Raw genomic sequence first — 26,481 nt, forward strand, 5'->3', positions numbered from 1 at the left:
TGCTAGTTGTAGCGAAGCTTGTTCCTGTCGACTTCCACCTTCAGGAGCTCCTGGCCAAAGTTGGGAATAGCTCCAGGGTTGCGCGAGTTGTAGCTTGTCATTCTCAACTTGAAGGAATTGAAGTCACGGAATGGTGACTCTGAGACGACGGTTTCCGCGAATGCCTTCCCAACACGAAATTCGTTCTGTATTTTCTGCGAGCTTCGGCTATTGATATTAAACTTGGTTGGATTACTCCCCATTACCTCGATGTTGTCGCGCTCGTACATCTGGCTCGGGCGCGGCGGCTTCTTGGTCCATGTCCTATTTCTTAGCTTGTAGCCGCCCCATTTCATGCCAATGGACTTGGGGTAGGGGTAATGCGGGTGCGTCATGTCGTCAGAATGGAAGTTTACGTCGACCCTGTACCAGATCATGCGCTCAGATTTGCTCACCTTTACTGCGTCGGCGGCATCCTTCTCTATTCGATAATAGAATCTGGTGTTTACGTCGCCCGGTGCAGGCACAAGGTTTGTTCCCCTGGCAGGGCCAGCCATGTCCTCCGTGAGTAGGTGCATGCGTACCCACGGAGAATTTGTTTTGGGGCGTGGCCACCGCGTTTTTGTCGGATCCTTCTCCCAGCCGAGCGGATTTCCGTCTGCCGCCCGTGGGGCCTTTTGTCCTTTGGGTACCGTCTTATTGATTCCCGTGGCCAGGAACCCGCTTGCGCGCTTCCCGTCCGTGAAGTCGGGAATGAGCATCGGTAGCAGCGGAGCGGTATTCTCGTCGTTTCCGACATCACGTAGCGCGAGCTTCCTGGCCAGCCGATCGACCTGGGCGCTGAGGGCGTCGTAAGCTTTCTTGGCGCTTCGTGCCGCGTACCTTGTGCCCTGTGGCGGTAGCCTTTTCTGCAGATCCTCAACTCGATCATGTGCGGCTACGGCCTCTCGGTGCCCTGCGGCTTGCTCTTGGCCCTCCGGGGTATTCCGGATCGGGTCAATCTCGCTATTCCAGGCGTCGAGGTAGCCATTTATTCCTTGGGGTGTGCTGTGTACCTCAAGGCCAGCGCTCCGTCCTCGCCCGCGGTACATGAGCCTGTGTGGCTCTCCACTCTCGGTGCGGAACTGAGCCTCTGGCATGGCGTACTGGCGAGTGGGCTCTTGCTGTCGGTCTCTCTCCCGCCGGCGGTCACGCTTTCGCTGCCGGTTGCGCCGCAACCGATCCCTCTGCCGCCTCCACTGGTTCCGCAACCGATGGGTGCGGTTGTTGAGTTTGTGGCGGAGTTTGCGGGCCTTGCCGGAGAGGCGGCGGGCCGCGCGGCGGGCGCGGTTCAAGGCCGACTTGATGGTCTGGCGGGCGCGGCGGAGCCTGCGGCGGGTACGGGACTCGGGCTTGCGGCGCGAGGTCTTCTTGGTGCTGACCTTCTTCTTGCCGTTCTTGTCCTTGGTCAGGTCCGGCTTCTTGTGGCCCTTGTCGTCTTGTTTCTTGGTCTTGTGGTCGTCGTCGCGCTTGTTGCCGGGGCGGTCTTTCTTGCGGAGGGTGTCGCGGGCCGGGCCGCGGCGCTTGTTGAGGTCGGGCTTGTCGTCCTCGTGCTGTTTGCGCTGGGCGGCGCGGGCGCGGCGGCGGGCGGCGTTGACCTCGCGGCCGTCCTCGCGGCGCTCGTGTTCGTCGGGCTTCTTCTTGTGCTTGGGCTTGGGCTGGTGCTCCGGGCGCGGCTTCTTCTCGGGGGAGGGGCGTTTGGTCGGGCGGGGGCCGTCGTCCGGGCGGGAGGTCTTGTCCGGGGAGGGCTTGCGCGGGACCGGGCGCTGGTTGGGCTTGTCGGTGGGGCCAGGCTTGTCGGCCGTCGGACTGGGCCGGTTGGCGTTCGCGGGGCGGTCGTCCTGGCCCGGCCTGTCGCGGTGGCCGGGCCTGCCGGGCGCGCCGGGCTCGTCCGTACCGTCGTGCCCGCCCGGCCGCCGCTTGCTGCGGATGTTCTTGAGCATCCCGCCGAGCTTGCTGGTGACCTTGCCCATGTACTTCTGGATGCCGTTGATCAGAGCCTGGTAGATCATCTCCAGAAGGGCGACGACACCGGCCGCGACTGCCTTGGCGAACGGGCGCGCCGCATTCCCACTCTTGACCGCCTTCAGGAAGTCCATGAAGAGGCCGAAGGCGGCCAGGATCTTGCTGAGCGCGCCCCAGGCGGTCTTGAGGGCGTCGATGATGGCCATGGCCCAGCCGGCGCCGGGGATCAGTTTGGTCACGACCTGCTTGATGACCAATTCGCCAATGATCATCGGGAGTTGGGGAAGGGCCGCGTCCCAGGCCATCTTGCCCATCTCTTCGGCCGAGACGTTGCCGTCGATCAGCGCCTGGAAGTCCTCGGGTGACAGGCCGGTGATCTCCTGGATCTTTTCATCGACCCATTTCTTGACCGCCGACTTCGTCTCCTCGAAGAGGTACTCCCGCGCTCCCGTCCGTGCCGCTTCACCGGCCTTGCTGATCCAGCCGCCCGGATCGGAGACGATGTCGTTGAAGATGGCGGCCCATTCGCCGAGGGCTTCGACGACCCCCTTCGCGAACTCCAACGCGCCGACCGTGGCGCTCTCCACGGCATCGACGGCCTTCGTGAGGCCGTCTTCCAGCACGTCCAGCCCCGCGACGAGTGCGTCGGACAGCCCGTCGAGCAGCCCTCCGACGACCTTCTTCAGCGCACCGGCGGCCTCGTTGACCTTCCGTACGGCGTAGTTGCGCGCGCCGTTGATGGTGTTGCGCCACTTGTCGCGCATCGCCGGGTAGTCGGCGAGGAGTTCGTCGCCGAGGGCGATCAGGCGGTCGGCGAACTCGTTGATCCGATCGACGACCCATTCGCGGGCTTTGTCGATGAATTTGAAGACCTCGGACTTGAACTTGTCGATCAGGCCGGTGACGGCGTTCCGCGCTTCGTCGAAGAACCCCTTGATCGCCTTCTTGATCTCTTTGAACCACGACTTGAGCTCGTTGATCGCCCCGTCGAGCCAGTTGTCGGCGTTGTCCTTGCTGTCCTTCTTCTTTCGCTCCGCCTTCTCCTTCGCACCGGTCTGGTGCTTGTCGATCTGTTCGTTGTCCGTCTTGGTGCGCTCGTCGACCTTGTCGTCGGTTTCCTTCTGCCGCGTCTTGATCTTGCCGCGGACCTCGTCGTACCGCCTGCCCTTCCTGCCGTCGATCTCCGAGACCTTGTCGTCCTGCTCCTTCCGCCACTTGTCGCGGTGGCCGGAGATCTCGGACTGGCCCTTCTGACGCTCGTTGGCCTGTGTCTTGCTGCTGGCGTCGACTTCCCGCTTCAGATCACGGTCGTGCTTCTGCTTGTCGTCCTTGGCCTTCCGGTCCTTTGCCCGGCGCTCGTCCGTCATCTTCTGCCGGCCGCTGGTGAAGCCCGCCTTGAGCTCCGGGCCGCGGTCGTGCTCGGCCACGGCGTCGAGGGACTCGACAGGGACGCCGCCACTCGGCGCCTTGCTCCCGCCCGCCTTCCCGGCCTTCTTCCCCTTGCCGCCGGGGACCTTGCCGGTCAGCGTCTCGCGGGGAACGTCGGGGTAGATCTGGTCCTCGCCCATCGGCCGGGCGGCGTCCTCACGGCCGGACGTGTGCAGCTCGGTCTTCCGCTCGTCGAGCTTCTGCCCCTGCTCGTCGGTGCGCTGCGGGTCGGAGTCGTCCTGAAGCGGCAGACCGGGGGCGTCGCCCACCTTGGTGCCCTGCATCCCCGGGTCCGTGCTGGGGAGGTCGAGGATCGAGTCGATCAGATCGTCCAGCGGCAGGATCTCCTTGAGGAGCTTGCCCAGCAGCTTGGCGCCGATCGTCACGCCGATGTCCCACCAGCTCGGCTCCGGCATGTCGGCGGTCGGCGGCTCACCCTGCGGCCGCTGCTCGCCGTCGATCTCCGGCATCTCGCCCTTCGTGGCCTCGGTACGGGAGACCTTGGCTTTGGTGTACGTCCCCGGAGCGGCGGCCTTCGGACCACCCGGCACGGTCTTCGGCGAGCCGGCCGGCCGCTCCGTCTTCGGCGGCGCCTTGCGCAGCGCGGCACGCTCCTTGCCGACCGAGTTGCCCACCGCCCCGTCGACGCCCTTCAACGTCTCCAGCGCGATATGCGGTTTGAGCTTGGCCGCCGTGGCCAACCCCGACTCGGGGGTGTCCTTGGAGACGTCGGGGGCCGGAGCCTCCTTCTTGGGCTTCGTCGCGCCGGACGCGGCGCCCCGACCGCCACCACCGCCGCCACGTGCCGGCGCCGGTCCCGGTGCCGGAGCAGAAGACGTCCGGTCCCCTCCGCCGCTGCCGCCACGCCCGGCGGCAGCCTTCGCCGCCTGCCTGGCCGCCTGCCGCTTGGGCCCGCTCAGGTTCGGCCGCGCCGCGGGCTTCACCGCCCGGGGCTTCGGCCCGCCGTCGGCCGCGGCGGCCCCGCCCTTCGCCGACGTGCCGGCGGACATGACCCCCGCGGGGCCGCCGCCCGCCGCGAGCTTCCCCGGGGACGAGGAGCCCGCCCTGGAGACGTCGTCGGGACCGGCCGGCGAACCCGGTGTGGTCGCGGGCCCCTTCCCCTGGGTGACGTCCGGGGCTGTGGCGTCCTTCGCGTCGGTGACGCCCTTGCCCTCGGTGGCGTCCTTCGTCGCGGGATCGTCCTTGGGACGCTCGCCCGCGGTCGAAGCCGCGTCGCCGGAGGCGGTACCGCCCGATGTCGAGCTGCCGTGCGTCGTTCCCGTGCCTGTACCGGTGGCCTTGTCGGCCGCCGAGCCGCTGTGCGCAGCGGATGGAGCACCGGCCTCCGCACCGGACGCCTCACTCGTCGCGCTGCCCGCACTCGTCGTACTCGCTGCCTGGACGCCGGTATCACCGGCGCCCGCCGAACCGCCGCCCGCACCCTTCCCGCCCCCGGCAGCCGCGGCCGAGGACTCCGAAGCCGTACCGCCTGCCTGGCGGCGCGCGTCCTCATCGGACTTCGCCAGCTTCCCCGGCGCGGCCGTATCGCCACCGGGACCAGGGCCCGCCCCTCCGCCGGACCCGGCCGTGGCCACACGGGCCGCGTCGTCCCGCCGCTTGGCCTCCGCGTCCTCCCTGCGCTCCGCCGCCTGCTCCGCCTCCTGCTCGGCGTCGTCGGGATCGGTGGTGTCCGGGCTGTTCTCGCCGGGCTCCTCGCCGGTCTTGTCGTCCGCCGACTCGTCCGGCTCGGGGCCGATCTCCTGCTCGATGGACTTGTCGGTCCCCAGGTCCTCGGAGAGCCGGTCGTCGGATTCGCTCTCCGCGGCGTCCCCGTCCGCGGACCCGTCGGACTCGCTCTCCGCCTGACGTAAGGCCGCCGCCGACTGGTCCTCGCCGGCGGGGGAGTTGAGGACGCCGGGAGCGCCGTCCCTCCGACCGTCCGCCGAGTCGCCCCCGCTCTTCTGGTTCTGGGCGTTTTTCGCGCTCGCGGCGGTACCGGTGGATCCGTCGAGGCCGTCTTCCGGCCCGGAGCCCTCGGCGTCTGCGGCAGCCTCGTCGTCCGCCGCCTCCAGGCCGGCGTCCTCGTCGCCCTCCTCGGTGCCGGCGTCCTCGTCGTCCTCGTCGCGGTCCGCCGGCTCCTCTTCGAGGCCGAGCGGCTCATCGTCGGCGTCCGCCTCGTTGTCGGGGTCGCCGGCGCGGCGCGCGTCGGTACCGCGGCCGGCCCGGTCCTTCTCGCCGGGCTCCTCCTCGCTCGTATCCAGCTCCTCGGGATCGGCCGCCTTCTCCTGGGCAGCCTGGTCCGCCCGGTCGTCCCCGGCGCCCTCCGCTCCCTGCTCGGCGGCCTGCCCCGACTGCCGGCCGGTGTCCTGGCCTTCCTCCTTGCCGCCCGCCGCGCCCGCCGTGTCCTGCTGCGAGCGCTGCCGGGCGGCGTCGTCGTCCTGCTGCTTCGCCGCGGCCCGCGACTCCTGCTGTGCCCCGGCTGTGTCCCGGGACTGTCCCGCCGACTGCTCCGCAGCCTGCTCCGGCGCCGGCGCAGCGGTCTGCGGCGACGGGGCCTTCGCCGCACCGCCCGCAGCGGACCCGGCCCCGGACCGCCCGTCCCGCTCCACGGCAGCCCCGTCGCCGGCCGGGTCGGAGTCCTTTCGCCGCTGTTGCCGCTGCCGCCGGTCGTCGCCTTCCTTCTCGGCCCGCTCGCGCTCGCCGCGCGCATCGGCCGCCCGCTGCGCCCGCTCCTGCCGGATCGCCTCGGCCTCGTCGGGCACGGCCTCGGGTGCCGCGGCCGCGTCCAACGGCAGCTGTCCGGCCTGCTCCACCTCCTCGACCAGCGCGAACAGCCGCTCCAGGTCCGGCGTCGACAGCCGTACCTCAAGTCGGTCCAGCACGCTGTCCTGCACCTCCGGCGCCAGCCGCGCCAGTTGCAGGCGCACCCGGCCCGAAAGATCCTCGGGGTCACCGCGCAGCGAACGCAGCACACCATTGGCGAGGCGGTCCACCAGCGTCGCCGGGTCCAGCTGCTCGAAACGCCGGCGGTCGGCGTCGACCGTCGCGTAACGAAGCCAGCCGGGCGTGGCCTGCCCCGGCTCGATCTCCGCGGCCGGCTCCTCCTGCCGTACGGACCCCCGCAGCGCGCCCAGCACCGACGCCTGCGCCGCCGACTCCGCCTCCCGCTCGATCGCCTCCTGCGGAAGGCTGACCGCGCCCAGATCACGGCCCACTCGCAGCGCGCCCAGGCCGTGCGGGTTCTGGACGGTGTGGAGCAGCTCATGGGCCAGCAGCCGCTGACCGTCCGCCGTACCCGGCCGGTACGTCCCCTCCCGGAAGAAGATGTCCTGGCCGACGGCGAAGGCATCGGCGCCCATCATCTCCGCGAGCTGCCCGGAGTCCCGGTCGGTGTGCAGGCGGACCTGGCTGAAGTCGTGGCCGAGCTGCTCCTCCAGCTCGCGGCGGACGCTCAGGTCCAGGGGCTGGCCGGCGCCGCTGACGATGTCCTTCGGCTCCGGGGCGCGGGCCTTGGCGGAGCGCTCCCTGCGCTTGCGGCGCCGGTCCTCGGCGGCCGACCGGGTGTCCTGCGTCGAGGACTGCGCCGTACTCATTGCGGATCCCCCCGTCCCGCGAGCCCCGCGTGCACCGCGCGGGCCAGTGCCTCCCCCAGGCGTACGGGAGAGGTGGTCGCCGGCAGCGGCGGCAGCCCGGCGAGGCCGTCCAGCGCCACGCCCGTTCCGTCCGCCGCCAGCGGTACCCCGCGCTCGCGTACGAGCCGGGTCAACTCGGCCTGGAACGCCGCCGACACCCGGTCCGGATCGACCCGGGCCGCGTCGAAGCCGTCCAGCACCAGTTCGCCGATGTCGATACGGAAGGAGCGCGGCGGCGACTCGGCCGCCGGCTCCCACGCTTCGTGCCTGCCCTCGCTCAGACCCATCCGTGGACCTCCGACGGCGCCAGGGAGCGTTCCAGCTTCAGGTATTCGGTACGGGCCGCCGCCAGCATGTGACGCATCTGGAGGCGGTCGCCCTCCTCGGCGGCGAGAAAGGCCCCGGAAAGCGCGATATTGCGGATCGAGCCGCCGGCGACGGTGAGTTGGGCGAGGAGCGCAGGCTCGACGCCCTTCAGCGGCGCCTGGGCGGGCAGCACCCGGCGCCAGATCTCCGCACGCTCCTTCTCACCGGGGAAGGGGAAGTCCACGACGAAGCGGATGCGGCGCATGAAGGCCGAGTCCAGCGCCTTCTTCATGTTCGTCGTCAGGACGGCCAGACCCCGGTACGCCTCCATCCGCATCAGCAGATAGCTGACCTCCAGGTTGGCGTAACGGTCGTGGCTGTCCTTGACCTCGCTGCGCTTGCCGAAGAGGGCGTCGGCCTCGTCGAAGAGGAGCAGGGCGCCCCCGCGTTCGGCGGCGTCGAAGACGCGACTGAGGTTCTTCTCGGTCTCGCCGATGTATTTGCTGACGACCTGCGAGAGGTCGATGATGAAGAGGTCCAGGCCGAGTTCCTTGGCCATGACTTCGGCGGCCAGGGTCTTGCCGGTGCCGGAGCCGCCCGCGAAGAGCGCGGTGACGCCGAGGCCGCTGCGCAGCGCCTTGGCGAAGCCCCAGTCCTGGTAGACGGTGCCGCGCTGGCGTACGTGGGCGACGATCTCCTGGAGGATGCGCAGCTGGCGGTCGGCGAGGACCAGGTCGTCCCAGCCGGCGCGCGGTTCGATGCGGCGGCCCAGTTCGTCCAGGCCCATCCGGGCCTCGGTGAGGCCGGCCTGCCAGGCCAGTTCGGCGGCGTCGAGTACGTCGGAGTTCGGCAGGTCGCGGCGTACGGTGGCGGCGGCCGAGCGGACGACGTGCGGCGGGAGCTGGAACTGGGCGACCAGGGACTGGAGATGGCGACCGGTCATTTCAGGTATGCCGGCGAAGGCGTCCGTCCACAGGCCGAGCTGCTCCTCGTCGGACAGCTTCGGTACGGTCACCCGCTGGCCGCGCGGCTGGTCGGTCTGCCGTGGGTCGGGGCTGGAGACGACCAGAGGGACGGCCGCGCCCGCGATGAAGGCGTCCGCCGCGGCGTGCTGGTCGCGGTCCATCTCGCCGACCTCGACCAGCAGGGCGGCGGGCAGCAGGATCGCCTCACGCTGCCAGAGGCGGGCCAGGCGGTCGCGCTCGGCGGCGTCGGTCGGTATGTCGTCGGCGGCCATGGAGTAAAGACCGAGACCCGAGCGGCGGGCGGCCGTCGCGGCGATGTCGGCGCGGGTGCGGAGGTCGGCACCGACCAGTTCGACGCGGAGGGGTGCGTCGGGGCCGGCGCCCGCCCAGCCTGCGGCGACCCGGTTCGCGGCCGCGTCGTACGACGGCGGGAGGCTGCCGGGGGCGGTGGTGCGGCGCAGCAGTCCGTGCAGCCTGGCGTCCAGGTACGGCGAGCCGACCAGGAAGTGCAGGATGCGCTCGTCCAGGCGGAGGCGGGTGGTCGTCAGACGGGTCTCGTCGTCCAGGTCGATCAGGCGCCAGCGGCGGAGGGGGGCGACGGGGGTGAGGGCGCTCCAGTGCGGGTCGGCGAGGGCGGCCAGGGCCAGCGAAAACGTGGGGTAGGTGTGGCTTGGGTCGGTGCTCGCGGCGGCGCAGCGGGCGCCGGTCGTCGGGTCCAGCTCCGCCGCCGCGGCGAGCAGGACGATCTCCCGCTCGAAGGGGCTGAGGCCGAAGCAGGCGGTCAGCGTGTCGAGGGTGGGGAGGTCCGCGGATGGGACGGCGGAGGAGGGGAACCCCGGGCCGGTCTGGGGCGGGGCCGGGGCGGTGGGGGCAGTGGAGCCGTCGGCCGGGGCTTCGTCCGTTTGTGACCCCTTGTTGCCGACTTCGCTCTCCTTGTTGCCGAAGTCCGCGGCTTTACCGACGAAGCGTGCGGCATGGGCATCCAGGCGCGCCAGTACGTTCCGTACGGCTGCGGCCAGCGCGGCGCCGTCCGCACCAGGGGTCGTGTCGGCGGTCGTACCGCCGGCCACCGCGCCTGCTCCCTTGCCGCTGCTGCTGCCCATGCCCTCGTCTCCCCCCGTTCCGCGCACCCTGACTCAGCTCTCCTTGCCGTCATCCGTACGGTCAGGGCCGCCCTTGTCGCCGGTACCGGCGCTGGACCTGGAGCTGGAGCCGTGGGGGCCTGAGCCGGACCGTTTGCCCTGCTGTGCGGCTGCGCCGGTTGCCTTCCGGGCTCGGGTGGTGCGTGGACGTGCGGGCGTGGCACCCGATTTGGCGTCACCGCCCGTCGGCTTCCTCTCCACTGCAGTAGTGGGCTGTGCCTCAGCAGCCTTCGCCTTTGGAACCGCCGTCCCGGCGGTCTTCGCCTCGGCGGTCTTCCTCTCGACGGTCTTCGCCTCGGCGGCTTGCGTCGCGACGGTCTTCGCCTCGGGGCCCTTCGGCTCCGGCGCCTTCGGCTCAGGGGTCGCGGGCCCGGCAGTCCCCGCCGTTCCTCCGCTCACCGGCCGCTCCGGCGCCCCCGGCGCCCCGAACGGCAGCACCGTCACCTCCGGCCGCTCCACCGGCTTCGCCGGCTTCGGCTTCTGATGGCCGTCGAGCAGTACCAGCGAGGCCTGGTACACGACCGACAGCGAGTACGGCGTGTTGTTGAGCATCCCCCAGAGCTTGGAGGTCTCGTCGACGTCCATCTGGGTCGGCGTGAACCGGACCTTCTGGAGCGACTCGGTGAGATCGCTGCCTTCCAGGTACGGACGCTGCACCGCCTCTTCGATCAACTCCTTTGGCAGCACGGGTATTTCGTGCAGGGTGCGGATGACACTCCCGATCAGCCGCTGCCCGACCAGCTCGGTCTCCTCGCCGTATGCGCTGATCACGAAGTGCAGGTCGATCGCGGCCGCCGGGCGCTTCAGCAGCGTGCCGTCGGAGGCGCGGGTGACCAGGTCGTTGTTGCGCATCGAGGGGTTGTGGGTGACCTGGTAGAGGAAGACCGTGATCGTGGGGTCGGTCGGCGGATCGGCCGGCGGCTTGCGGGTCTCCACCGAGACCGCCATATCGATCTCGGGGTGCAGATTGTGCTCGATCAGCAGCGCAAGGGCCTGGGTGACCGTCGCGACGGCGAGTGCGTTGCTCATGAAGTCCGTCCCCCTGAAATCCCTGACATCCACGCCGGCCAATTCGCCATGCGGGTCCCTGAAATCCGCGCCGGCCACATCGCCCTGTGCGTCACCGTCAGCTCGTCCTCTCCCCGCGCGCCAGATAGTCCGCGAGGCTCAGCGACGGCTCACTGCGCTGCGGGCGTGCCGGCCGCCCGCCCGCCGCGGGGCGCTCCGCACCTGCCGCACTGACCTCAAGACGTCCGATCTGTACGTGCACCACCCGCTCGGCACCGCGCTGCCCGCGCCGCCCGGCGGCCGTGGCCCGGGTGGCGTTGCGGGCCGCCGGCACCGCCTCGGTACGGGGACGCAGCACCGGGGCCGGAGCGGAGGGAGCGACGTTCCTGCCAGGCGGGGGAGGTGGGGCTGCCGCCCGGCGGGCGGACCCGTCCTCCCCGGACGCCCGCACTCCCCGCTGCGGGCGCACGACCTCGGCCGCGACGGTCCGCGGCCCCGTTTCCACCGCCGCCGCGGGCCGCAGCAGCGGTGCCGCCGGCCGCGCCGCCGGCTCGACGAGGTCCGCGGGGGCGTCCCGCAGGGCCTCGGCGCGCACCACGGTCTGCTGCTCCGTGGTCCTGATCTCCCGCTCGTACCGGACCTGTTCCCCCTCGAAGGGCGAGGTCCGGGGCGCCTGCGGATACAGCGGAGCCGGTTCGTCCGCCTCCGCGGGCCCGCCGCGCAGCGCCTCGACGCGCTCGAACGGGCCCGGCAGCCGGGGCTGTACGAGCGTGCGCCGGGCCCCGTCCGCACGGCTGCCGCCGGACGCGCCGGGAACGGCGCCCCCGGCCGCCGGCGCATGCCGCGCCAGCAGCCGGTCGAAGTAGTCAGCCAGGTCAGGCATCTGCGCACAGCTCCAGGTAGTAGCGGCGCCGCAGCGGGCTCAGCGCCAGGATCTCCGGCTCGCTCCAGCCGTAGGCCGAGGCGAGCAGATGGACGTCCAGGAGCACATCGCGCGCCCAGGCGTCCAGTTCGGTCCACAGGTACGCGGCGATGTCCAGCTCCGCCGGTGTGGCCGTACCGCACTCCGGACAAGCGATGTTCAGCGTCACCTCGGCGGCCGGATCGGCTTCCTCGGCCGCCTCGGCGAAGCGTTTGAGCACCGGCTCGGGCAGCGCGGCCAACTCCTCCTCCGCAACCGCCCGGCCGCCCCGCCGCCCCGACAGCGCACATCGGCCGCCCAGCAGTCGCCGGGCGTCCTCCGCATCGACGGCCAGGGACGCGACCGCGGCGAGATCGGCGGGGCTGGGCAGCCGGAAGCGCACCACCCAGTCGCCTTCCTCGACCCGCAGCCCGCCCTCCGGGACCCGCGGCCGGGCGGCGCCCAGCTCGCCCGCGTCGAGCTCGAACTCCATCGCCGCGCCGCAGTCCGGATCCGCGCAGTCGAGCGTGACCTGCATCCCGTCGCCGAACAGTGCCCGGCGCAGCGCGAACAGATCCGCCGCCCGCTCCCCGAGCGGCACCGACAGCAGTGCGTCGGTGCCGGCCCCGGGGCGGGCCGCACGGTGCAGCAGCAGGGCCCGGCCGCCGCCCTGCCGGGCCAGCCCGGCCTCCCAGGTGGCCAGCAGTTCAGCGGGCCCGGTGACCGCCATTCCTCACCTCGTCCGGTGCGAAGGTGCCAACAGCGCGTGCGGTACGCGCGCGTGCCGTACGTACGGACTCCGGCTCAGGCCGGATTCGTGAACGACGGCTCCTCCGGCTCCGGCACCTCGTAGTCCCGCTCCCAGCCCTCGCACTCCAGCTTCAGGCTCTGGATGGCGACGGCGTTGGCGTTGGCGTCCAGCTCGCCCAGGACCTGGTACTCGCTCGGCCAGGCCCGGTAGACCTTGTGCGCGACGGCGACCTGACCGGCCTCGTTGAGGACCTGGATGACGATGTCCTTGCGGAAGTCGGCCAGCGAGACCTCGGAGCCGAGGCCGGCGCCGACCTGCCAGACCTTGTTGGCCCAGCGGTCGAACTCCGGGTCGTGGGTGACGCCGCGCTCCAGGGTGATGCCCTCGAACTCGGAGCGGCCCGGGGACTTGCGCGGGGAGCTGGGGTCGCCGCCGTGCCGGTGCTTGACGACCTCGGTGGTGCGCTTCAGGGGGCTGATCTTGCTGACGCCCGCGACCGTACGGCCGTCCCACAGGACCAGGAACTTGAAGTTCTTGTACGGGTCGAAGCGATGGGCGTTGATCTGGAACTCAGCCATCGGATTCCTTCACTTCTCCTTTCCTGCTTGCGGTGCGTCGCTAGAGGTCGAACTGCCCGGCCATCTGCTGGATCTTGACGATCACGAACTCGGCGGGTTTGACGGGTGCGATGCCGACGACGACATTCACGATCCCGTTCTCGATGTCCGCATCCGTCGTGGTGTCCTTGTCGCACTTGACGAAGTACGCCTGGCGCGGGGTGCTGCCCTTGAAGGCGCCCTTCTCGAAGAGGGAGTGCAGATAGGCCGAGGCATTCAGGCGGATCTGCTGCCAGAGCTGTTCGTTGTTGGGCTCGAAGACGACCCACTGGAGGCCGCGCAGCAGGCTCTCCTCGATGTGCAGGGCGAGGCGCCGCACCGGTACGTACTTCCACTCGCTGTCGAGCGCGTCCGCGCCCTCCAGCGTGCGGGCGCCCCAGACCAGCGGGCCGACCATCGGGAAGGCGCGCAGGCAGTTGATGCCCAGCGGGTTGAGGAGCCCGTTCTCACGGTCCGTCAGCTTCACGGTGAGTGAGTGGACGCCCGCCAGCCTCGCCTCCGTGCCCGCCGGGGCCTTCCAGACCCCGCGCTCGCTGTCCGTACGGGCGATGACACCGGCGATCGCGCCGGACGGCGGGAAGGAGCGCAGCCGGCCGGAGAGCGGGTCGGTGAGCTGGAGGTGCGGGAAGTAGAGGCCGGAGTGGTTGCCGCGGACCGGATCGAAGGCGGCGATGCCGGCGCGGGCGGCGTCCACGCTGCCCCAGGCGGCGGGCGCGTCGACGAGGAGGAAGATGCGGCGTTCCTGGCAGAGGCGTTCGGCCGCGGACAGCACCGTGATCGCGTCGTCGACGGACTCGTACGAGGCCAGCTCGGGCAGCGCGAGGAGGTTGACGTCATGGACGTCGCGCAGGGACTGGAGCCCGCTCTTGCGGGCCTCGCTGCCGATGATGTCGCGCGGCCCCGGCAGATCGCCGTCCTCGCCGCCGCACAGCGGGAAGACGGGAGGGTTGACGGAGGCCTCCAGGCCGAGGTCGTTGGCGCACTCGCCCAGGAAGCGGACCACGTCGTCGGGGTCCGTCGAGCCGGCCACGACCTGGATGCGCCGGCCGAAGGAGGTGACCTCCGCGCCCGCGAAGGCGTGCTTGCCGGGGGCGTCCGGCAGGGCGCGCAGCTTGTGCTCCAGGAGGAGGGCCAGCTCGGCGACGTTGCAGGGCGCCTCGCCGTCGCAGTCCGGGTCGTAGAGCGTGAACTCGCGCTCCACCTCGCCGATCTTGACCGTCAAGTCGACGTTCAGGTCGGGGAGTTCGTGGTGGAAGGCCTTGGAGACGGTGCCGGAGGGGTCCGGGCGGCCCTCGCCGACGACCTCGACGCGGATCAGCGCGGAGCCCGCGTTGATCACCGTTTCGGCGTAGCGGCCGTGGCCGGAATCCATGGACAGGCCGGAGAAGGACTCGCGGGCGGTGCCGTGCGCGTCCAGGACCTGGAGGTTGAAGCTCTCGTCCGGGCATCGCGTGTCGTAGTCGACGGCCACCCGGAGGCCGGAGCCCCAGACGCCCGGCTCCTTGGCGTGCACCTCCAGGACCGGGCACTGGCTGTGGCCCTCGGTGGACTCCAGGGTGACGTGGGCTTCCTTGCCGCTGCCGGCCTTGGCGACCCGTACGATCACGGCGACCGTGCCGCCGTTGCCGAAGAACTGGTGGACGGCGTACGCGACCGGACTCTGTGCGGTCAGCCCCCCGAAGCGACGCTCGAAGTCGGCGAAGCTGGTGATCCGCACCGGCTGGTTGAGCGGGCCGCGCCGGGTGTGACCGACGAAAGCGGTCACCGATGTGGTGACGGTGGTGATGCTGCGGATGCTGCTGGGAAGCTCTTCGACATAAACGCCGGGATAGGTCGCATGTGTCGGCATTCCCCCTCCAATCCCTTCAGGCACCGAGTGTGACGACACCAAGAAATCGAGAAAGCTGGGAGGGGTGATGGCAAGAAGGGGGAGGAGCGGCGGGTACGGAAGAGCCCGCGGCCGCCCCCTGCCCGCGCACGCGCATCCCCCCGCTACCCATCAAGTTCCCCCGTCTGCACCCTGTGCCGCGCGGTCTGCCGACCGGCCTGCACGGGACCAAGCCCGAAGCTTGTGACTCCTGATGCGTATGTGTGTGTAAGTGCTCAACGCAGTTTCTGCTGCGGGTAGTTGAGGGTCAAGAGGCCTTTCCGGACACCGGATGCGGAGGTCCCGTGTGGGTGCGTTGCACGTCCTTCCCAAGCGGATTCCGCCGCCGCCGGAAGCGGAATCACCGGAGACCGGACGCGTCGGGACGTACCAGGAGCGGCTTCCGCACGGCGCATGAAGCGGAGGTGTACGGCGGCCGGCACCGGAGCGGGCCGCTCACCTGGGCGGCGTCGAAAAGCGGCCGACAACACGCGGAAAACCTGTGGAGACGTAACGTGGCCAAAAGATCTGTGACTGTAATCACCGCCAGAGTGTGATCTGCGATTTAGGGCCGCACGTCCTGCGGCGATAACCTGCGAGACGGACATGCCGCGTATTCGGACTCCGTGTACGCCTCCCCTGTGACAGCGCCGTCACGTTGCCCTTCGCGGCACGCCCATCGCAGACAACGAACCGCGATCACTACGGCGATTCTGAGAAGACAAGGGACGGACGCGCGTGGACCTGTTCGAGTACCAGGCGAGGGACCTCTTCGCCAAGCACGGTGTACCGGTGCTGGCCGGTGAAGTCATCGACACGCCTGAGGGGGCGCGTGCGGCGACCGAGCGCCTTGGCGGCAAGTCCGTCGTCAAGGCCCAGGTCAAGGTCGGTGGCCGGGGCAAGGCCGGCGGCGTGAAGCTGGCCGCCACCCCGGACGAGGCGGTCGCCCGTGCGACCGACATCCTCGGGATGGACATCAAGGGCCACACGGTCCACAAGGTGATGATCGCCGAGACGGCTCCGGAGATTGCGGACGAGTACTACGTCTCGTACCTCCTCGACCGCACCAACCGCACCTTCCTGGCCATGGCCTCGGTCGAGGGCGGCGTGGAGATCGAGGAAGTCGCGGCGAAGACCCCCGAGAAGCTCGCGAAGGTCCCGGTCGACGCCAACGAGGGCGTCTCGATCGAGAAGGCCCGCGAGATCGTGGCGCAGGCGCAGTTCCCGGCCGACGTCGCCGAGCAGGTCGCCGAGATCATGGTGACCCTGTGGGAGACCTTCATCAAGGAGGACGCCCTCCTCGTTGAGGTCAACCCGCTGGCCAAGGTCGCCGACGGCCGCGTCATCGCGCTCGACGGCAAGGTCTCCCTCGACGAGAACGCCGAGTTCCGCCAGGCGGACCACGCGGCCCTTGAGGACAAGGACGCGGCCAACCCGCTCGAGGCCGCGGCCAAGGCCAAGGGCCTCAACTACGTCAAGCTCGAGGGCCAGGTCGGCATCATCGGCAACGGCGCGGGCCTCGTCATGAGCACCCTGGACGTCGTCGCCTACGCCGGTGAGAACCACGGTGGCGTCAAGCCCGCCAACTTCCTCGACATCGGTGGCGGCGCCTCCGCCGAGGTCATGGCGAACGGCCTGGAGATCATCCTCGGCGACCCGGACGTCAAGTCCGTGTTCGTCAACGTCTTCGGTGGCATCACCGCCTGCGACGAGGTCGCCAAGGGCATCGTCCAGGCGCTGGAGCTGCTCAAGTCCAAGGGCGAGGACGTCAGCAAGCCGCTGGTCGTGCGCCTCGACGGCAACAACGCCGAGCTGGGTCGCAAGATCCTGTCGGACGCGAACCACCCGCTGGTCCAGCGCGTGGACACGATGGACGGTGCGGCCGACAAGGCCGCCGAGCTGGCCGCGGCCAAGTAAGGGACGAGGGACACCAACACCATGGCTATCTTCCTCACCAAGGACAGCAAGGTCATCGTCCAGGGGATGACCGGCGCCACCGGTATGAAGCACACCAAGCTGATGCTCGGTGACGGCACCAACATCGTCGGCGGCGTGAACCCCCGCAAGGCCGGCACGTCCGTCGACTTCGACGGCACCGAGGTCCCGGTCTTCGGCTCCGTCGCCGAGGCGATGGAGAAGACGGGCGCCAACGTCTCCGTCCTCTTCGTGCCGCCGGCCTTCGCCAAGGCCGCCGTCGTCGAGGCCATCGACGCCGAGATCCCGCTGGCCGTCGTCATCACCGAGGGCATCGCCGTCCACGACTCCGCCGCCTTCTGGGCGTACGCGAAGTCCAAGGGCAACAAGACCCGCATCATCGGCCCGAACTGCCCCGGCCTGATCACCCCCGGCCAGTCCAACGCCGGCATCATCCCGGGCGACATCACCAAGCCCGGCCGCATCGGTCTGGTGTCGAAGTCCGGCACGCTGACCTACCAGATGATGTACGAGCTCCGTGACATCGGCTTCTCCTCGGCCGTCGGCATCGGTGGCGACCCGGTCATCGGCACGACGCACATCGACGCCCTCGCGGCGTTCGAGGCGGACCCCGACACCGACCTGATCGTGATGATCGGCGAGATCGGCGGCGACGCCGAGGAGCGTGCGGCCGACTTCATCAAGGCCAACGTCACCAAGCCGGTCGTCGGTTACGTCGCGGGCTTCACCGCGCCCGAGGGCAAGACCATGGGCCACGCCGGCGCCATCGTCTCCGGCTCCTCCGGCACCGCCCAGGCGAAGAAGGAGGCCCTGGAGGCCGCCGGCGTCAAGGTCGGCAAGACCCCGTCGGAGACCGCGCGCCTGGCCCGCGAGATCCTCGTCGGCTGATTGCGCCTCTTGGCACCGCCGGACCCGTCCTGCGGCGCAGTGCTTACGGCAACGGACGCGGGCCCGCACCCCTGGGGGGGGGGCGGGCCCGCGTCCGTTGTGCCGCCGCCCGGTTCCGCCAACCGTCTAACGGAGCCCGGGACTCAGGCGGGCCTCGGCGGGGACATAGCCGTGGCCGCCGGGGCCCCGGCGTACGGCCGGCGGCTTGCGTACGTGCTCGTGCCCGGCCTCCGCGGCGGGCCTGCTCGCCTTGACTGCCGGCTGGGTGGCCGCCTTCGTGGCCGGCTTCGCCGTGGGCCGCTGCGCGGGCGGCGTGTAACGGGCCGGGGCGGTGAACACCGTCACGGCGGTCGCCGCCGCGACCAGCCCGGTCAGCCCGAGCGCCGCGCCGGTGGTCCACCGGACGGTGCGCGCGCTCCCGGTCCGCACGGCCCGCGGGGCGGGCAGCGTGACCTTCTGTGCGGCCGCCAGCTTCCCGAGCCGGACCCGCAGCATCTCGCCCTGCAGCACCGGCGACCGGCCGGTCAGCCCCAGCTCCGGGAGCCGCTCGGCGAGCCGCTCCCGGGCATGCATCAGCCGCCCGGCCGCCGCGGCCGTGCTCGCCTCCACCTCGGCCGCCGTCTCGTACAGGCCGAGCCCGACCCCGTCGTGCAGCAGCAGCGTCCGGCGGTACGAGTCCGGCAGCTCCAAGAACGCCCCCAGCAGCGCACGGTCCTCGGGCGGCCCGGCCTTCAGCGCGACCCGGCGCCGGGGCCGGAGCCCGTGCCACGGCGACAGCGCGTACTCGTACGCCACCGCCCGCACCCAGCCCGCCGGGTCCGCGTCGACCGCCACCTCCGGCCACTTCTGCCAGGCCTGCTGGAACGCCCGCTCGACGGCCCGCCGCGCGAGCCGGGGCCGCCCGGTGAGCAGATAGGCCTGCCGGATCAGGGTGTCGGCGTGCCGGGAGCAGAGGTCGTCGAAGGCGGTGGCGGCAGGGGTGGGGGCGGAGGCGGACGCGGGCTCGGGCTTCTGCGGTTCGGGCGTCTGCGGTTCGGGCGTCGCCGACTTGGGAGCCTCCGGCTCGGGGGTCGCTGACTTGTGAGCCTCCGGCTCGGGGGGCGGCTTCCGCTGGGGCTTGCGCTTGCTCATGTCTGCAGTGTGGGAAACGCACATAAGCTCACAAAGTGCGACACGTCGGCCATTCCGTCACTACTCAGATGAAACGGGTGTTGTTGGCAGCATGACCCCGTGAGCCGGCAGACCGCGCAACGTTTCCCCGCCCCGTTCGACGCCACCCTGGACACAACTTTCCGCACCACAGCGGGCGACCTCTCGGACGACTTCTCCGACGACTTCTCCGACGACCTTTCCGAGGCCGTTTCCGACGGCACGTCCGGCGCTTCTTCTGATGCCGCTCCCGATGCCGCTTCCGCCTCCGACGTCCCGGCTTCCCGCACCGCCTCCGGTGCCGCCTTCGTCGGTGGTGCGCTGGCCGCCGGGCTCGGTCTCGGTGCGCTCACGGTCGTCGTCCTGCTGCTCTGGGTCGCCTACCCCCACCCGGGCGGTGACCTGTCCCGCGCCCTGCACCTGTCCGCCGATCTGTGGCTGCTCGCGCACGGCAGCGATCTCGTACGGGACGCCACCCTGTCCGGCACCCCCGCGCCGCTCGCCGTGACCCCGCTGCTGCTCGCCGCCCTCCCCGCCTGGCTGCTGCACCGGGCCGCCCGGCACGCCCTGGCGACGACGACCGCGACCGGGCCGACGAGCCCAGCCGGTCCGACGACCGCGACCGGTCCGACGCGGCGCCTGTTCGGTGCGCTGCTGGCCGGCTATCTGACGGTCGCGGCCGGGGCGGTGCTCTACGCCTCGGCCGGTCCGCTGAGCGCCGCCCCGCTCAGTGCCCTGCTCTGCGTACCGGCCGCCGCGGCCGCCGTCCTGGCCGTCACCGCCTGGCGCATCCTCGGCCGCGCCGCCGCCGACCTGCTGCCCGCCGCCGTCCGACGGGCGCCGGCCCGACTGCCGGACCGCGTACGGGACGTCGTCACGGGCCCCCGGGCCGCCGCCGCGTTCCGGGCCGCCACCGCCGCCGTCCTCGCCCTGCTCGCCGCCGGCATCCTGCTCACCCTCGTCGGCCTCGCCCTGCACGCGGACGCCGCCCGGGAGGATCTCCTCGGGCTCGCCCGGGACTGGGCGGGCCGCTGCACGGTGCTGCTGCTGTGTCTGATGCTGCTGCCGAACGCGGCCGTCTGGGGCGCGGCATACGCGCTGGGGCCGGGCTTCGTGGTCGGTGCGGGCGGCGCCGTCGGGCCGCTGGGCGGCTCGGGACGCCCGGCGCTGCCGCCCTTCCCGTTGCTCAGCGGACTGCCGGAGACGGGCGCGAACGGCCCGCTGACCTGGGCGGTCGTGCTGGCCCCGGTGGCCGCCGGGGTGCTGCTCGCCCGGTACGCGGCCGGGCCCGCGACGGCCTCTGGCGCGGTCGTCGGCGGCGGCCGCGGCGGCCCCTGGACCTGGCGGTCGACCGCCGCCGTGGCCGCCCTGGGCGCCGGGCTCTGCGGCGTGGCCATGGCGGTGTTCGCGGGGGTGTCGGGGGGCGCCGTGGGCAGCGGCGTACTGGTCGACTTCGGGCCCCGCTGGTGGCTTTCGGGGCCGGCCGCGGCGGGCTGGATGCTGCTGGTCGGGGTGCCGGGGGCGCTGGGGGTGCGGGCCTGGCGGCTGAGAGGGACGGGCGGCCCGGAGCCGGTGCGCCCGGCCGCGGGGCAGGGCTAGCCGCTGCCCCGGCCAGGGCCTGTCCGATGGGTCAGGGCCGGGCCCGCGGCGCCTGGCACGGCGCCTCGCGGCGTTGCCGAAACGCCCTAGTGGCTCCGCTGTCAGGCCGCTCCGGCGCCTTGCGATGCAGCTCGGCTTCCAGGGATTCGATGAAGAGCCGAGACGGAGCGAAGCGAGGGGGTACCTCCCGCGCCTTTAGGGCCGGACGCCGCGGCCTTTCCGACCCTGACCCATCGGCCAGGCCCTACTGCTGGGTGCTCAGCAGCGGGCGCAGCTCCTTGGGCAGCAGGCGCTCACAGGACTTGCTCGCCTTCTGGGTCAGGGCGTCGTCGACGCAGGTGAAGTAGTCGCGGTAGACGATCTGGACGGTGAAGGTGGCGGCCACCATCATCAGGGCCAGGGAGGCGGTGACGAGACCGGCGATGGCCGCGGTGGTCTGCGGCCGGGTCGTGGCTGGGCCGGACGGACCCGCGAGCGGCTGGCCGGCGGCGGGCGCAGGGGGTGTCGGGCGGCCCTCCATCGCCGCGGTGGTCGCCGCCGCCGTCTGCTTCCCGGTGCCCGGCTTGGCGCGCAGCGAGCTGATGCCCCAGTAGAGCGCCAGCGCGGCCAGCAGCAGCGAGACCTCCGGCAGGCTGAAGAGGACGAAGAAGAAGGACCACATGCCGGAGAGCAGGGCGTAGCGCGCCCGGCGCTGGGCCGGGTCGGTGGGGTCCCAGCGCAGCCCGCCCGGTCCGCCGTTGGGTCCACCCTGGCCGCCGTTTTGCTGGCCACGGCCGCCCGGCCGGGAGCCGAAGCCGCCGTTCCCCCGCCCCGGCTGCCGGCTGCTCCACTGGCTGCCCCAGGCCGGCGTCGGCTCGTCCCCCGACGCCCCTTCCTGGTCGCCGTCGTCGCCCTGGCCCTGCGGATGGCGCGGCCGCCATTCCTGGTCGGGAGCGTCGGCCGGCGGGGCGGCGAAGGGGTTGTCGCTGTCCGGGGTGTGCGCACGGCGCCGCTTGCCGGAGCCGCCCGCGCTTCCGGGCTCCTCGGAACCGCCGGAGGAAGGGCCGGCGGCGTCCGCGGAATCCCGGGAGTCCGACGACTCGGGAAGGGAGCTGCCCGCCGAGGAGGACGACGACTTGCGCTCACGCAGCAGGAACGCCCCCGGCATGGTGGCGGGCTGGGGGAGCAGGAGGGCCGCGCTGCGGCGTCGGTCCGTCATCTGGAGTGCGTCTTCCCCTTGTCTTGTCCGTACGCGGGCCAGCCGGCCGGAGCGCCCAGTACCACGAACTGCATGCAGTCTTAGGCCTGACGCTACCTCCCGTGCCCGCCCCCGTCCCGCGGGGGCCGCTCGGTGTGCCGGTATCGTTGCTGACGGTCGGCGCCTTCGTAGGGTTCCCCGTATGTGCGGTACCCACGGCTTTGTACGACCACACAAACCACGCGAAAACGAGAAAGAGCCCCGCCGTGGCTTCCTCCCCAGCCCCCACTCCGCCCACTCAGTCCACCCGGCCCGCCCGCCTGGTCGTCCTCGTCTCCGGCTCGGGCACGAACCTGCAGGCCCTGCTGGACGCCATCGCCGAGCAGGGCCCGGACGCCTACGGGGCCGAGATCGTCGCCGTCGGCGCCGACCGGGGCGCCATCGCCGGGCTGGAGCGCGCCGAGCGGGCCGGCCTGCCGACCTACATCTGTCGCGTCAAGGACTACGACAGCCGGAGCGACTGGGACGCGGCCCTCACCGAGGCGACCGCCGCCCATGCGCCCGACTTCATCGTCTCGGCCGGCTTCATGAAGATCCTCGGGAAGGAATTCCTCGCCCGCTTCGGCGGCCGGATCCTCAATACCCACCCGGCGCTGCTGCCGAGTTTTCCCGGTGCCCATGGCGTACGCGATGCGCTCGCGTACGGCGCGAAGGTCACCGGCTGCACCGTCCACTTCGTCGACGACGGCGTCGACACCGGACCGATCATTGCGCAGGGCGTGGTCGAGGTCCGGGACGAGGACGACGAATCCGCGCTGCATGAGCGCATCAAGGAAGTCGAGCGATCGCTGCTCGTCGAGGTCGTGGGGCGTCTGGCCCGGCACGGCTACCGCATTGAGGGACGAAAGGTACGTATCTCGTGACCGCCACCGAAGGTTCGCAGCGGCCCATCCGCCGCGCACTGGTCAGCGTCTATGACAAGTCCGGGCTGGAGGAGCTGGCGCAGGGGCTGCACGCGGCGGGCGTCCAGCTCGTCTCGACCGGCTCGACGGCCGGGAAGATCGCCGCTGCCGGGGTGCCGGTCACCAAGGTCGAGGAGCTGACGGGCTTCCCGGAGTGCCTCGACGGCCGCGTCAAGACCCTGCACCCCAAGGTGCACGCCGGGATCCTCGCCGACCTGCGCCTGGAGGACCACCGACGGCAGCTCGCCGACCTCGGCGTGGAGCCGTTCGACCTGGTGATCGTCAACCTCTACCCGTTCCGGGAGACGGTCGCCTCCGGCGCCACCCCCGACGAGTGTGTGGAGCAGATCGACATCGGCGGCCCCTCGATGGTCCGCGCCGCCGCCAAGAACCACCCGTCGGTGGCTGTCGTCGTCAATCCGCAGCGGTACGAGGACGTGCTCGCGGCCGTCGCCGGCGGCGGCTTCGACCTCGCCGCCCGCAAGCGGCTGGCCGCCGAGGCGTTCCAGCACACCGCGGCGTACGACGTGGCCGTGGCCTCGTGGTTCGCGGACGACTACGCCGCCGCCGACGACTCCGGCTTCCCCGAGTTCCTCGGCGCCACCTACGCGCGCCAGAACGTCCTGCGCTACGGCGAGAACCCGCACCAGGCCGCCGCGCTGTACACCGACGGCACGGGCGGCCTCGCCGGCGCCGAGCAGCTGCACGGCAAGGAGATGTCGTACAACAACTTCACGGACACCGAGGCCGCCCGCCGGGCCGCCTATGACCAGTCCGAGCCGTGTGTGGCGATCATCAAGCACGCCAACCCCTGCGGTATCGCGGTCGGCGCGGACGTCGCCGAGGCGCACCGCAAGGCGCATGAGTGCGACCCGCTGTCCGCGTTCGGCGGTGTGATCGCCGTCAACCGCCCGGTGTCGCCGGCGATGGCCGAGCAGGTCGCGGAGATCTTCACCGAGGTCATCGTGGCCCCCGGCTACGAGGACGGCGCGGTCGAGGCGCTGGCCCGTAAGAAGAACATCCGCGTGCTGCGCTGCCCTGACGCCCCGTCGAACCCGGTCGAGGTCAAGCCGATCGACGGCGGCGCCCTCCTCCAGGTCACCGACCGCCTCCAGGCCGAGGGCGACGACCCGGCCACCTGGACGCTGGCCGCGGGCGAGGCGCTGTCCGCCGAGGAGCTGGCCGAGCTGGCCTTCGCCTGGCGCGCGAGCCGCGCGGTGAAGTCCAACGCCATCCTCCTCGCCAAGGACGGCGCCACGGTCGGCGTCGGCATGGGGCAGGTCAACCGCGTGGACTCGGCGAAGCTGGCCGTCCAGCGCGCGGGCGAGGAGCGGGCGCGCGGCTCCTACGCCGCCTCGGACGCCTTCTTCCCCTTCCCCGACGGCTTCGAGGTGCTCGCCGAGGCCGGGGTCAAGGCCGTGGCCCAGCCCGGCGGTTCGATCCGCGACGAACTCGTCGTCGAGGCCGCCAAGAAGGCGGGCGTGACGATGTACTTCACCGGGACGCGGCACTTCTTCCACTGAGCCGTGCCACGCGAAAGGGCCGCACCCCCAACGCGGGGTGCGGCCCTTCCGTGTGCCGGGGCGTCAGTAACGCGGCCGATTGAACCAGGCGGCGCCGTCGTCCTTGGAGGTGAAGACGATGATCATGATCCCGAGGGCGGTGTGGATCAGGCCGAACGGGAAGAGGAAGAAGCTGCCCAGCGTGGTGCCGACGCCGAAGATGATGGCGCAGACGCGAACGCCCTTGCCGCCCTTGCCGAACTGCGCGGCCACCGTGATCGCGAACACCGTGCAGGCCACGATCACCACGATCAGGAAGATCAGCAGGCCCTTGCCGACGCTGAACGCGGCCAGGTCGTCCTCGGTGGCGTACGTGGCGTTCTTCGACGCCTTGCTCACCGCGCCCAGGCCCCACACGGCGAAGGCGAGACCGATGAAGTTCAGGCCGGCCAGCACATACAGCATGACGCGCGCGGCCTTCACCCCGCCCGGCATCCCGTTCAGCACGGGCACGCCGGGCATCCCACCGCCCGGGTAGGGCCCGTACGGCGACGGCTGCGGCGGCTGCTGCGGGTAGCCGTATCCGGGCTGCTGACCCGGCGGCGGGCCGTAAGGGTTCTGATTCGGATAGCTCACGAGCAAAGTCCTTCAGACGTCTGAGCGAATACCGGCGTCACCGGTACCAGCGAGTATGGGGGCGGTCGGACGGCGATGCCCCGACGATGTCCCGTACAGCAACCGCAAAGGCCCCGGTCGCGGCGGTGCGAGGGGGCCTTCGGGGGCGTGGGGACGTCATGTCCGGCCAACGGCGGGCCGGACGGCGGTGATTACTGGGCGCGGACGACGACGGTGCCGCAGATCTTGTCGGCCCACGTCTGGCTCTTCTCGTCCCAGAGCGGCCACAGGAAGCCCAGACCACAGGCGAAGCCGTCCAGGAAGTAGTGGCACGCCTGGCGCCCGAAGGCGACACCGAAGCCGGGCACGGCGCCCGAACCGTCGCGGACGGTCCGGATACCCATGGCCTTCTTGCCGGGCGTCTGACCCGTGCTGCCTTCCTTGGCGATGAGGAAGATGCCGCCGGCGAGCGCCAGCAGACCGGCCAGCCCCATGAGCAGGAACGCGAAGACCGGCGGGCCGGCGTCCGCCTGGCACGAGTAGTCGTTGTAGTCGCACGTCTTGACGTTCGACGCCGCCACGGCGAACGCGATGCCGTACAGAATCCCCGGAACGACCATGAGGATCAGCCCGTCGAGGAGGCGCGCGCCCAGGCGTGCGCCCCAGCTGGCGTACGCCATCGGCATGCCCATGCCCGGCATGCCCGGCTGACCCGGGTAGCCGTAGCCCGGCGCGGCCTGCTGCTGCGGGTAGCCGTACTGGCCGGGCTGCTGGGGAGCGCCGTAGGGCTGCTGCGGAGGCGCCGGCTGCTGCGGGTAGCCGTAGCCCGGCTGGCCGCCCTGCGGCGGGACGCCCGGCTGCTGCGGAGCGCCGTACGGAGCCTGCGGCGGCTGCTGGCCGTAGGGGTTGTTCGGGTCGCCGAAGCTCATCTGGTGTTTTCCTCCGTGTGGGTCAGTGGGGGACGACGCGGCGTGACTCGGAGGAAAAACAGGTCTTACTGGCCCACCCCCGACAATGCCTGCGGCACTGAGCGACAATCCTTCTAGTTGCAGCTCGGCTCTGTCCAGTCAAGGCCTGCAGGCGTTGTCCAAGTGCAATGATCCATTCCGGTCGGTGGCGTCCCGCGTGCCCTGATTGGAACGCGGCCACCCTCATCCGGGAGGATGGGGGTCATGACTGCCCAGATTCTCGATGGCAAGGCCACCGCCGCAGCGATCAAATCCGAGCTCACCGTCCGCGTTGAGGCGCTGAAGGCCAAGGGTGTCCAGCCCGGCCTGGGCACGCTCCTGGTCGGCGACGACCCCGGCAGCCGCTGGTACGTCAACGGCAAGCACCGCGACTGCGCCCAGGTCGGCATCGCCTCCATCCAGCGTGAGCTGCCGGAGACGGCCACCCAGGAAGAGATCGAGGCGGTCGTCCGGGAGCTCAACGAGGACCCGGCGTGCACCGGCTACATCGTCCAACTCCCGCTCCCCAAGGGCATCGACACCAACCGCGTCCTGGAGCTGATGGACCCGGCCAAGGACGCCGACGGTCTGCACCCGGTGAGCCTGGGCAAGCTGGTGCTGGGCGTCGAGGGCCCGCTGCCCTGCACCCCGTACGGCATCGTCCAGTTGCTGCGCCGGCACGGCGTCGAGATCAAGGGCGCGGACGTGGTGGTCGTCGGCCGCGGCATCACGATCGGCCGCCCGATGCCGCTGGTGCTCACCCGCAAGTCCGAGAACGCCACGGTGACCCAGTGCCACACCGGCACCCGCGACCTGTCCGCCCACCTCAAGCAGGCCGACATCATCGTCGCCGCCGCCGGTGTGCCGCACATCATCAAGCCCGAGGACGTCAAGCCGGGCGCGGCCGTCCTGGACGTCGGCGTCAGCCGCGACGAGGCCGGCAAGATCGTCGGCGATGTGCACCCGGGCGTGGCCGAGGTGGCCGGCTGGGTCGCCCCCAACCCGGGCGGCGTCGGCCCGATGACCCGTGCCCAGCTGCTGGTCAATGTCGTCGAGGCCGCCGAGCGCGCGGCCGCCGGCTGACCCGTAACCGACCGAAGGGACCGC

At 71.3% G+C, this 26,481-nt stretch carries 18 protein-coding genes; 6 read left to right on the forward strand and 12 right to left on the reverse strand.

The genetic code is table 11. The features are described 5' to 3' along the window. Nucleotides 1-2: 2 nt before the first annotated feature. The 8 genes from AC5677_RS23895 to AC5677_RS23930 form a co-directional block, all read right to left on the reverse strand. The gene (locus AC5677_RS23895) at nucleotides 3-7,004 is read right to left on the reverse strand and encodes an eCIS core domain-containing protein (RefSeq protein ID WP_497189967.1); all 7,002 of its coding nucleotides are present in this window, start codon (nucleotides 7,002-7,004) and stop codon (nucleotides 3-5) included. After that, a complete protein-coding gene (locus AC5677_RS23900) occupies nucleotides 7,001-7,330 on the reverse strand; it encodes a hypothetical protein (RefSeq protein WP_497189968.1) in 330 nt (109 codons plus the stop codon). The genes AC5677_RS23895 and AC5677_RS23900 overlap by 4 nt, the downstream gene beginning before the upstream one ends. Continuing rightward, nucleotides 7,321-9,417 carry an ATP-binding protein gene (locus AC5677_RS23905; protein ID WP_497189969.1) on the reverse strand — a complete coding sequence of 699 codons (2,097 nt, stop codon included), beginning with the start codon at nucleotides 9,415-9,417 and terminating at the stop codon, nucleotides 7,321-7,323. The genes AC5677_RS23900 and AC5677_RS23905 overlap by 10 nt, the downstream gene beginning before the upstream one ends. 33 nt (nucleotides 9,418-9,450) lie before the next feature. After that, on the reverse strand, nucleotides 9,451-10,485 hold the full coding sequence (locus AC5677_RS23910; protein ID WP_497189970.1) for a Pvc16 family protein: 1,035 nt from the start codon (nucleotides 10,483-10,485) through the stop codon (nucleotides 9,451-9,453). A gap of 97 nt (nucleotides 10,486-10,582) precedes the next feature. Then, nucleotides 10,583-11,347 carry a hypothetical protein gene (locus AC5677_RS23915; RefSeq protein ID WP_497189971.1) on the reverse strand — a complete coding sequence of 255 codons (765 nt, stop codon included), beginning with the start codon at nucleotides 11,345-11,347 and terminating at the stop codon, nucleotides 10,583-10,585. Beyond that, entirely contained in the window at nucleotides 11,340-12,095 is a 756-nt protein-coding gene (locus tag AC5677_RS23920) for a hypothetical protein (protein WP_497189972.1), read from the reverse strand. The genes AC5677_RS23915 and AC5677_RS23920 overlap by 8 nt, the downstream gene beginning before the upstream one ends. 74 nt (nucleotides 12,096-12,169) lie before the next feature. Then, nucleotides 12,170-12,694 carry a phage tail protein gene (locus tag AC5677_RS23925; RefSeq protein ID WP_497189973.1) on the reverse strand — a complete coding sequence of 175 codons (525 nt, stop codon included), beginning with the start codon at nucleotides 12,692-12,694 and terminating at the stop codon, nucleotides 12,170-12,172. Nucleotides 12,695-12,734: 40 nt separating this feature from the next. Further along, complete coding sequence (locus AC5677_RS23930; RefSeq protein ID WP_497189974.1) at nucleotides 12,735-14,582, reverse strand: phage tail sheath family protein; 1,848 nt, start codon at nucleotides 14,580-14,582, stop codon at nucleotides 12,735-12,737. Nucleotides 14,583-15,338: 756 nt separating this feature from the next. Between AC5677_RS23930 and sucC the strand changes: the two genes are divergently transcribed. After that, entirely contained in the window at nucleotides 15,339-16,517 is a 1,179-nt protein-coding gene (gene sucC / locus AC5677_RS23935; RefSeq protein ID WP_497189975.1) for an ADP-forming succinate--CoA ligase subunit beta, read from the forward strand. A gap of 21 nt (nucleotides 16,518-16,538) precedes the next feature. Continuing rightward, nucleotides 16,539-17,423: a succinate--CoA ligase subunit alpha gene (gene sucD, locus AC5677_RS23940; protein ID WP_403512249.1), complete on the forward strand. Its 885-nt coding sequence runs from the start codon at nucleotides 16,539-16,541 to the stop codon at nucleotides 17,421-17,423. Nucleotides 17,424-17,549: 126 nt separating this feature from the next. On the opposite strand, the gene AC5677_RS23945 is transcribed toward sucD, so the two are convergent. Then, complete coding sequence (locus AC5677_RS23945; protein ID WP_497189976.1) at nucleotides 17,550-18,554, reverse strand: RNA polymerase sigma factor; 1,005 nt, start codon at nucleotides 18,552-18,554, stop codon at nucleotides 17,550-17,552. A gap of 99 nt (nucleotides 18,555-18,653) precedes the next feature. Here AC5677_RS23945 and AC5677_RS23950 point away from each other — a divergent pair, with 99 nt between their 5' ends. Further along, nucleotides 18,654-20,171, forward strand: a complete 1,518-nt coding sequence (locus AC5677_RS23950; RefSeq protein WP_497189977.1) for a cell division protein PerM — start codon at nucleotides 18,654-18,656, stop codon at nucleotides 20,169-20,171. Nucleotides 20,172-20,415: 244 nt separating this feature from the next. On the opposite strand, the gene AC5677_RS23955 is transcribed toward AC5677_RS23950, so the two are convergent. Continuing rightward, on the reverse strand, nucleotides 20,416-21,369 hold the full coding sequence (locus tag AC5677_RS23955) for a hypothetical protein (RefSeq protein WP_497189978.1): 954 nt from the start codon (nucleotides 21,367-21,369) through the stop codon (nucleotides 20,416-20,418). Between the two features lie 245 nt (nucleotides 21,370-21,614). Here AC5677_RS23955 and purN point away from each other — a divergent pair, with 245 nt between their 5' ends. Next, on the forward strand, nucleotides 21,615-22,271 hold the full coding sequence (purN, locus tag AC5677_RS23960) for a phosphoribosylglycinamide formyltransferase (protein ID WP_497189979.1): 657 nt from the start codon (nucleotides 21,615-21,617) through the stop codon (nucleotides 22,269-22,271). After that, nucleotides 22,268-23,833: a bifunctional phosphoribosylaminoimidazolecarboxamide formyltransferase/IMP cyclohydrolase gene (gene purH / locus AC5677_RS23965; protein WP_497189980.1), complete on the forward strand. Its 1,566-nt coding sequence runs from the start codon at nucleotides 22,268-22,270 to the stop codon at nucleotides 23,831-23,833. The genes purN and purH overlap by 4 nt, the downstream gene beginning before the upstream one ends. A gap of 63 nt (nucleotides 23,834-23,896) precedes the next feature. Here purH and AC5677_RS23970 read toward each other — a convergent pair whose 3' ends face one another. Next, nucleotides 23,897-24,448 (reverse strand): hypothetical protein, encoded by a 552-nt coding sequence (locus tag AC5677_RS23970; RefSeq protein WP_497189981.1) that lies wholly within the window; start codon nucleotides 24,446-24,448, stop codon nucleotides 23,897-23,899. Between the two features lie 191 nt (nucleotides 24,449-24,639). Continuing rightward, nucleotides 24,640-25,356: an RDD family protein gene (locus tag AC5677_RS23975; RefSeq protein WP_497189982.1), complete on the reverse strand. Its 717-nt coding sequence runs from the start codon at nucleotides 25,354-25,356 to the stop codon at nucleotides 24,640-24,642. A 243-nt stretch (nucleotides 25,357-25,599) separates the two neighbouring features. On the opposite strand from AC5677_RS23975, the gene AC5677_RS23980 reads away from it, so the two are divergent. Further along, entirely contained in the window at nucleotides 25,600-26,457 is an 858-nt protein-coding gene (locus AC5677_RS23980; protein WP_497189983.1) for a bifunctional methylenetetrahydrofolate dehydrogenase/methenyltetrahydrofolate cyclohydrolase, read from the forward strand. Nucleotides 26,458-26,481: the final 24 nt, after the last annotated feature.

This window comes from Streptomyces sp. JLSY215 (assembly GCF_059682825.1).

Bases quoted from the DNA above. Each gene is read 5' to 3' on its own strand.
- AC5677_RS23895 (WP_497189967.1), bottom strand. From the start codon at position 7,004: ATGAGTACGGCGCAGTCCTCGACGCAGGACACCCGGTCGGCCGCCGAG.
- AC5677_RS23900 (WP_497189968.1), bottom strand. From the start codon at position 7,330: ATGGGTCTGAGCGAGGGCAGGCACGAAGCGTGGGAGCCGGCGGCCGAG.
- AC5677_RS23905 (WP_497189969.1), bottom strand. From the start codon at position 9,417: ATGGGCAGCAGCAGCGGCAAGGGAGCAGGCGCGGTGGCCGGCGGTACG.
- AC5677_RS23910 (WP_497189970.1), bottom strand. From the start codon at position 10,485: ATGAGCAACGCACTCGCCGTCGCGACGGTCACCCAGGCCCTTGCGCTG.
- AC5677_RS23915 (WP_497189971.1), bottom strand. From the start codon at position 11,347: ATGCCTGACCTGGCTGACTACTTCGACCGGCTGCTGGCGCGGCATGCG.
- AC5677_RS23920 (WP_497189972.1), bottom strand. From the start codon at position 12,095: ATGGCGGTCACCGGGCCCGCTGAACTGCTGGCCACCTGGGAGGCCGGG.
- AC5677_RS23925 (WP_497189973.1), bottom strand. From the start codon at position 12,694: ATGGCTGAGTTCCAGATCAACGCCCATCGCTTCGACCCGTACAAGAAC.
- AC5677_RS23930 (WP_497189974.1), bottom strand. From the start codon at position 14,582: ATGCCGACACATGCGACCTATCCCGGCGTTTATGTCGAAGAGCTTCCC.
- sucD (WP_403512249.1), top strand. From the start codon at position 16,539: ATGGCTATCTTCCTCACCAAGGACAGCAAGGTCATCGTCCAGGGGATG.
- AC5677_RS23945 (WP_497189976.1), bottom strand. From the start codon at position 18,554: ATGAGCAAGCGCAAGCCCCAGCGGAAGCCGCCCCCCGAGCCGGAGGCT.
- AC5677_RS23955 (WP_497189978.1), bottom strand. From the start codon at position 21,369: ATGACGGACCGACGCCGCAGCGCGGCCCTCCTGCTCCCCCAGCCCGCC.
- AC5677_RS23975 (WP_497189982.1), bottom strand. From the start codon at position 25,356: ATGAGCTTCGGCGACCCGAACAACCCCTACGGCCAGCAGCCGCCGCAG.
- AC5677_RS23980 (WP_497189983.1), top strand. From the start codon at position 25,600: ATGACTGCCCAGATTCTCGATGGCAAGGCCACCGCCGCAGCGATCAAA.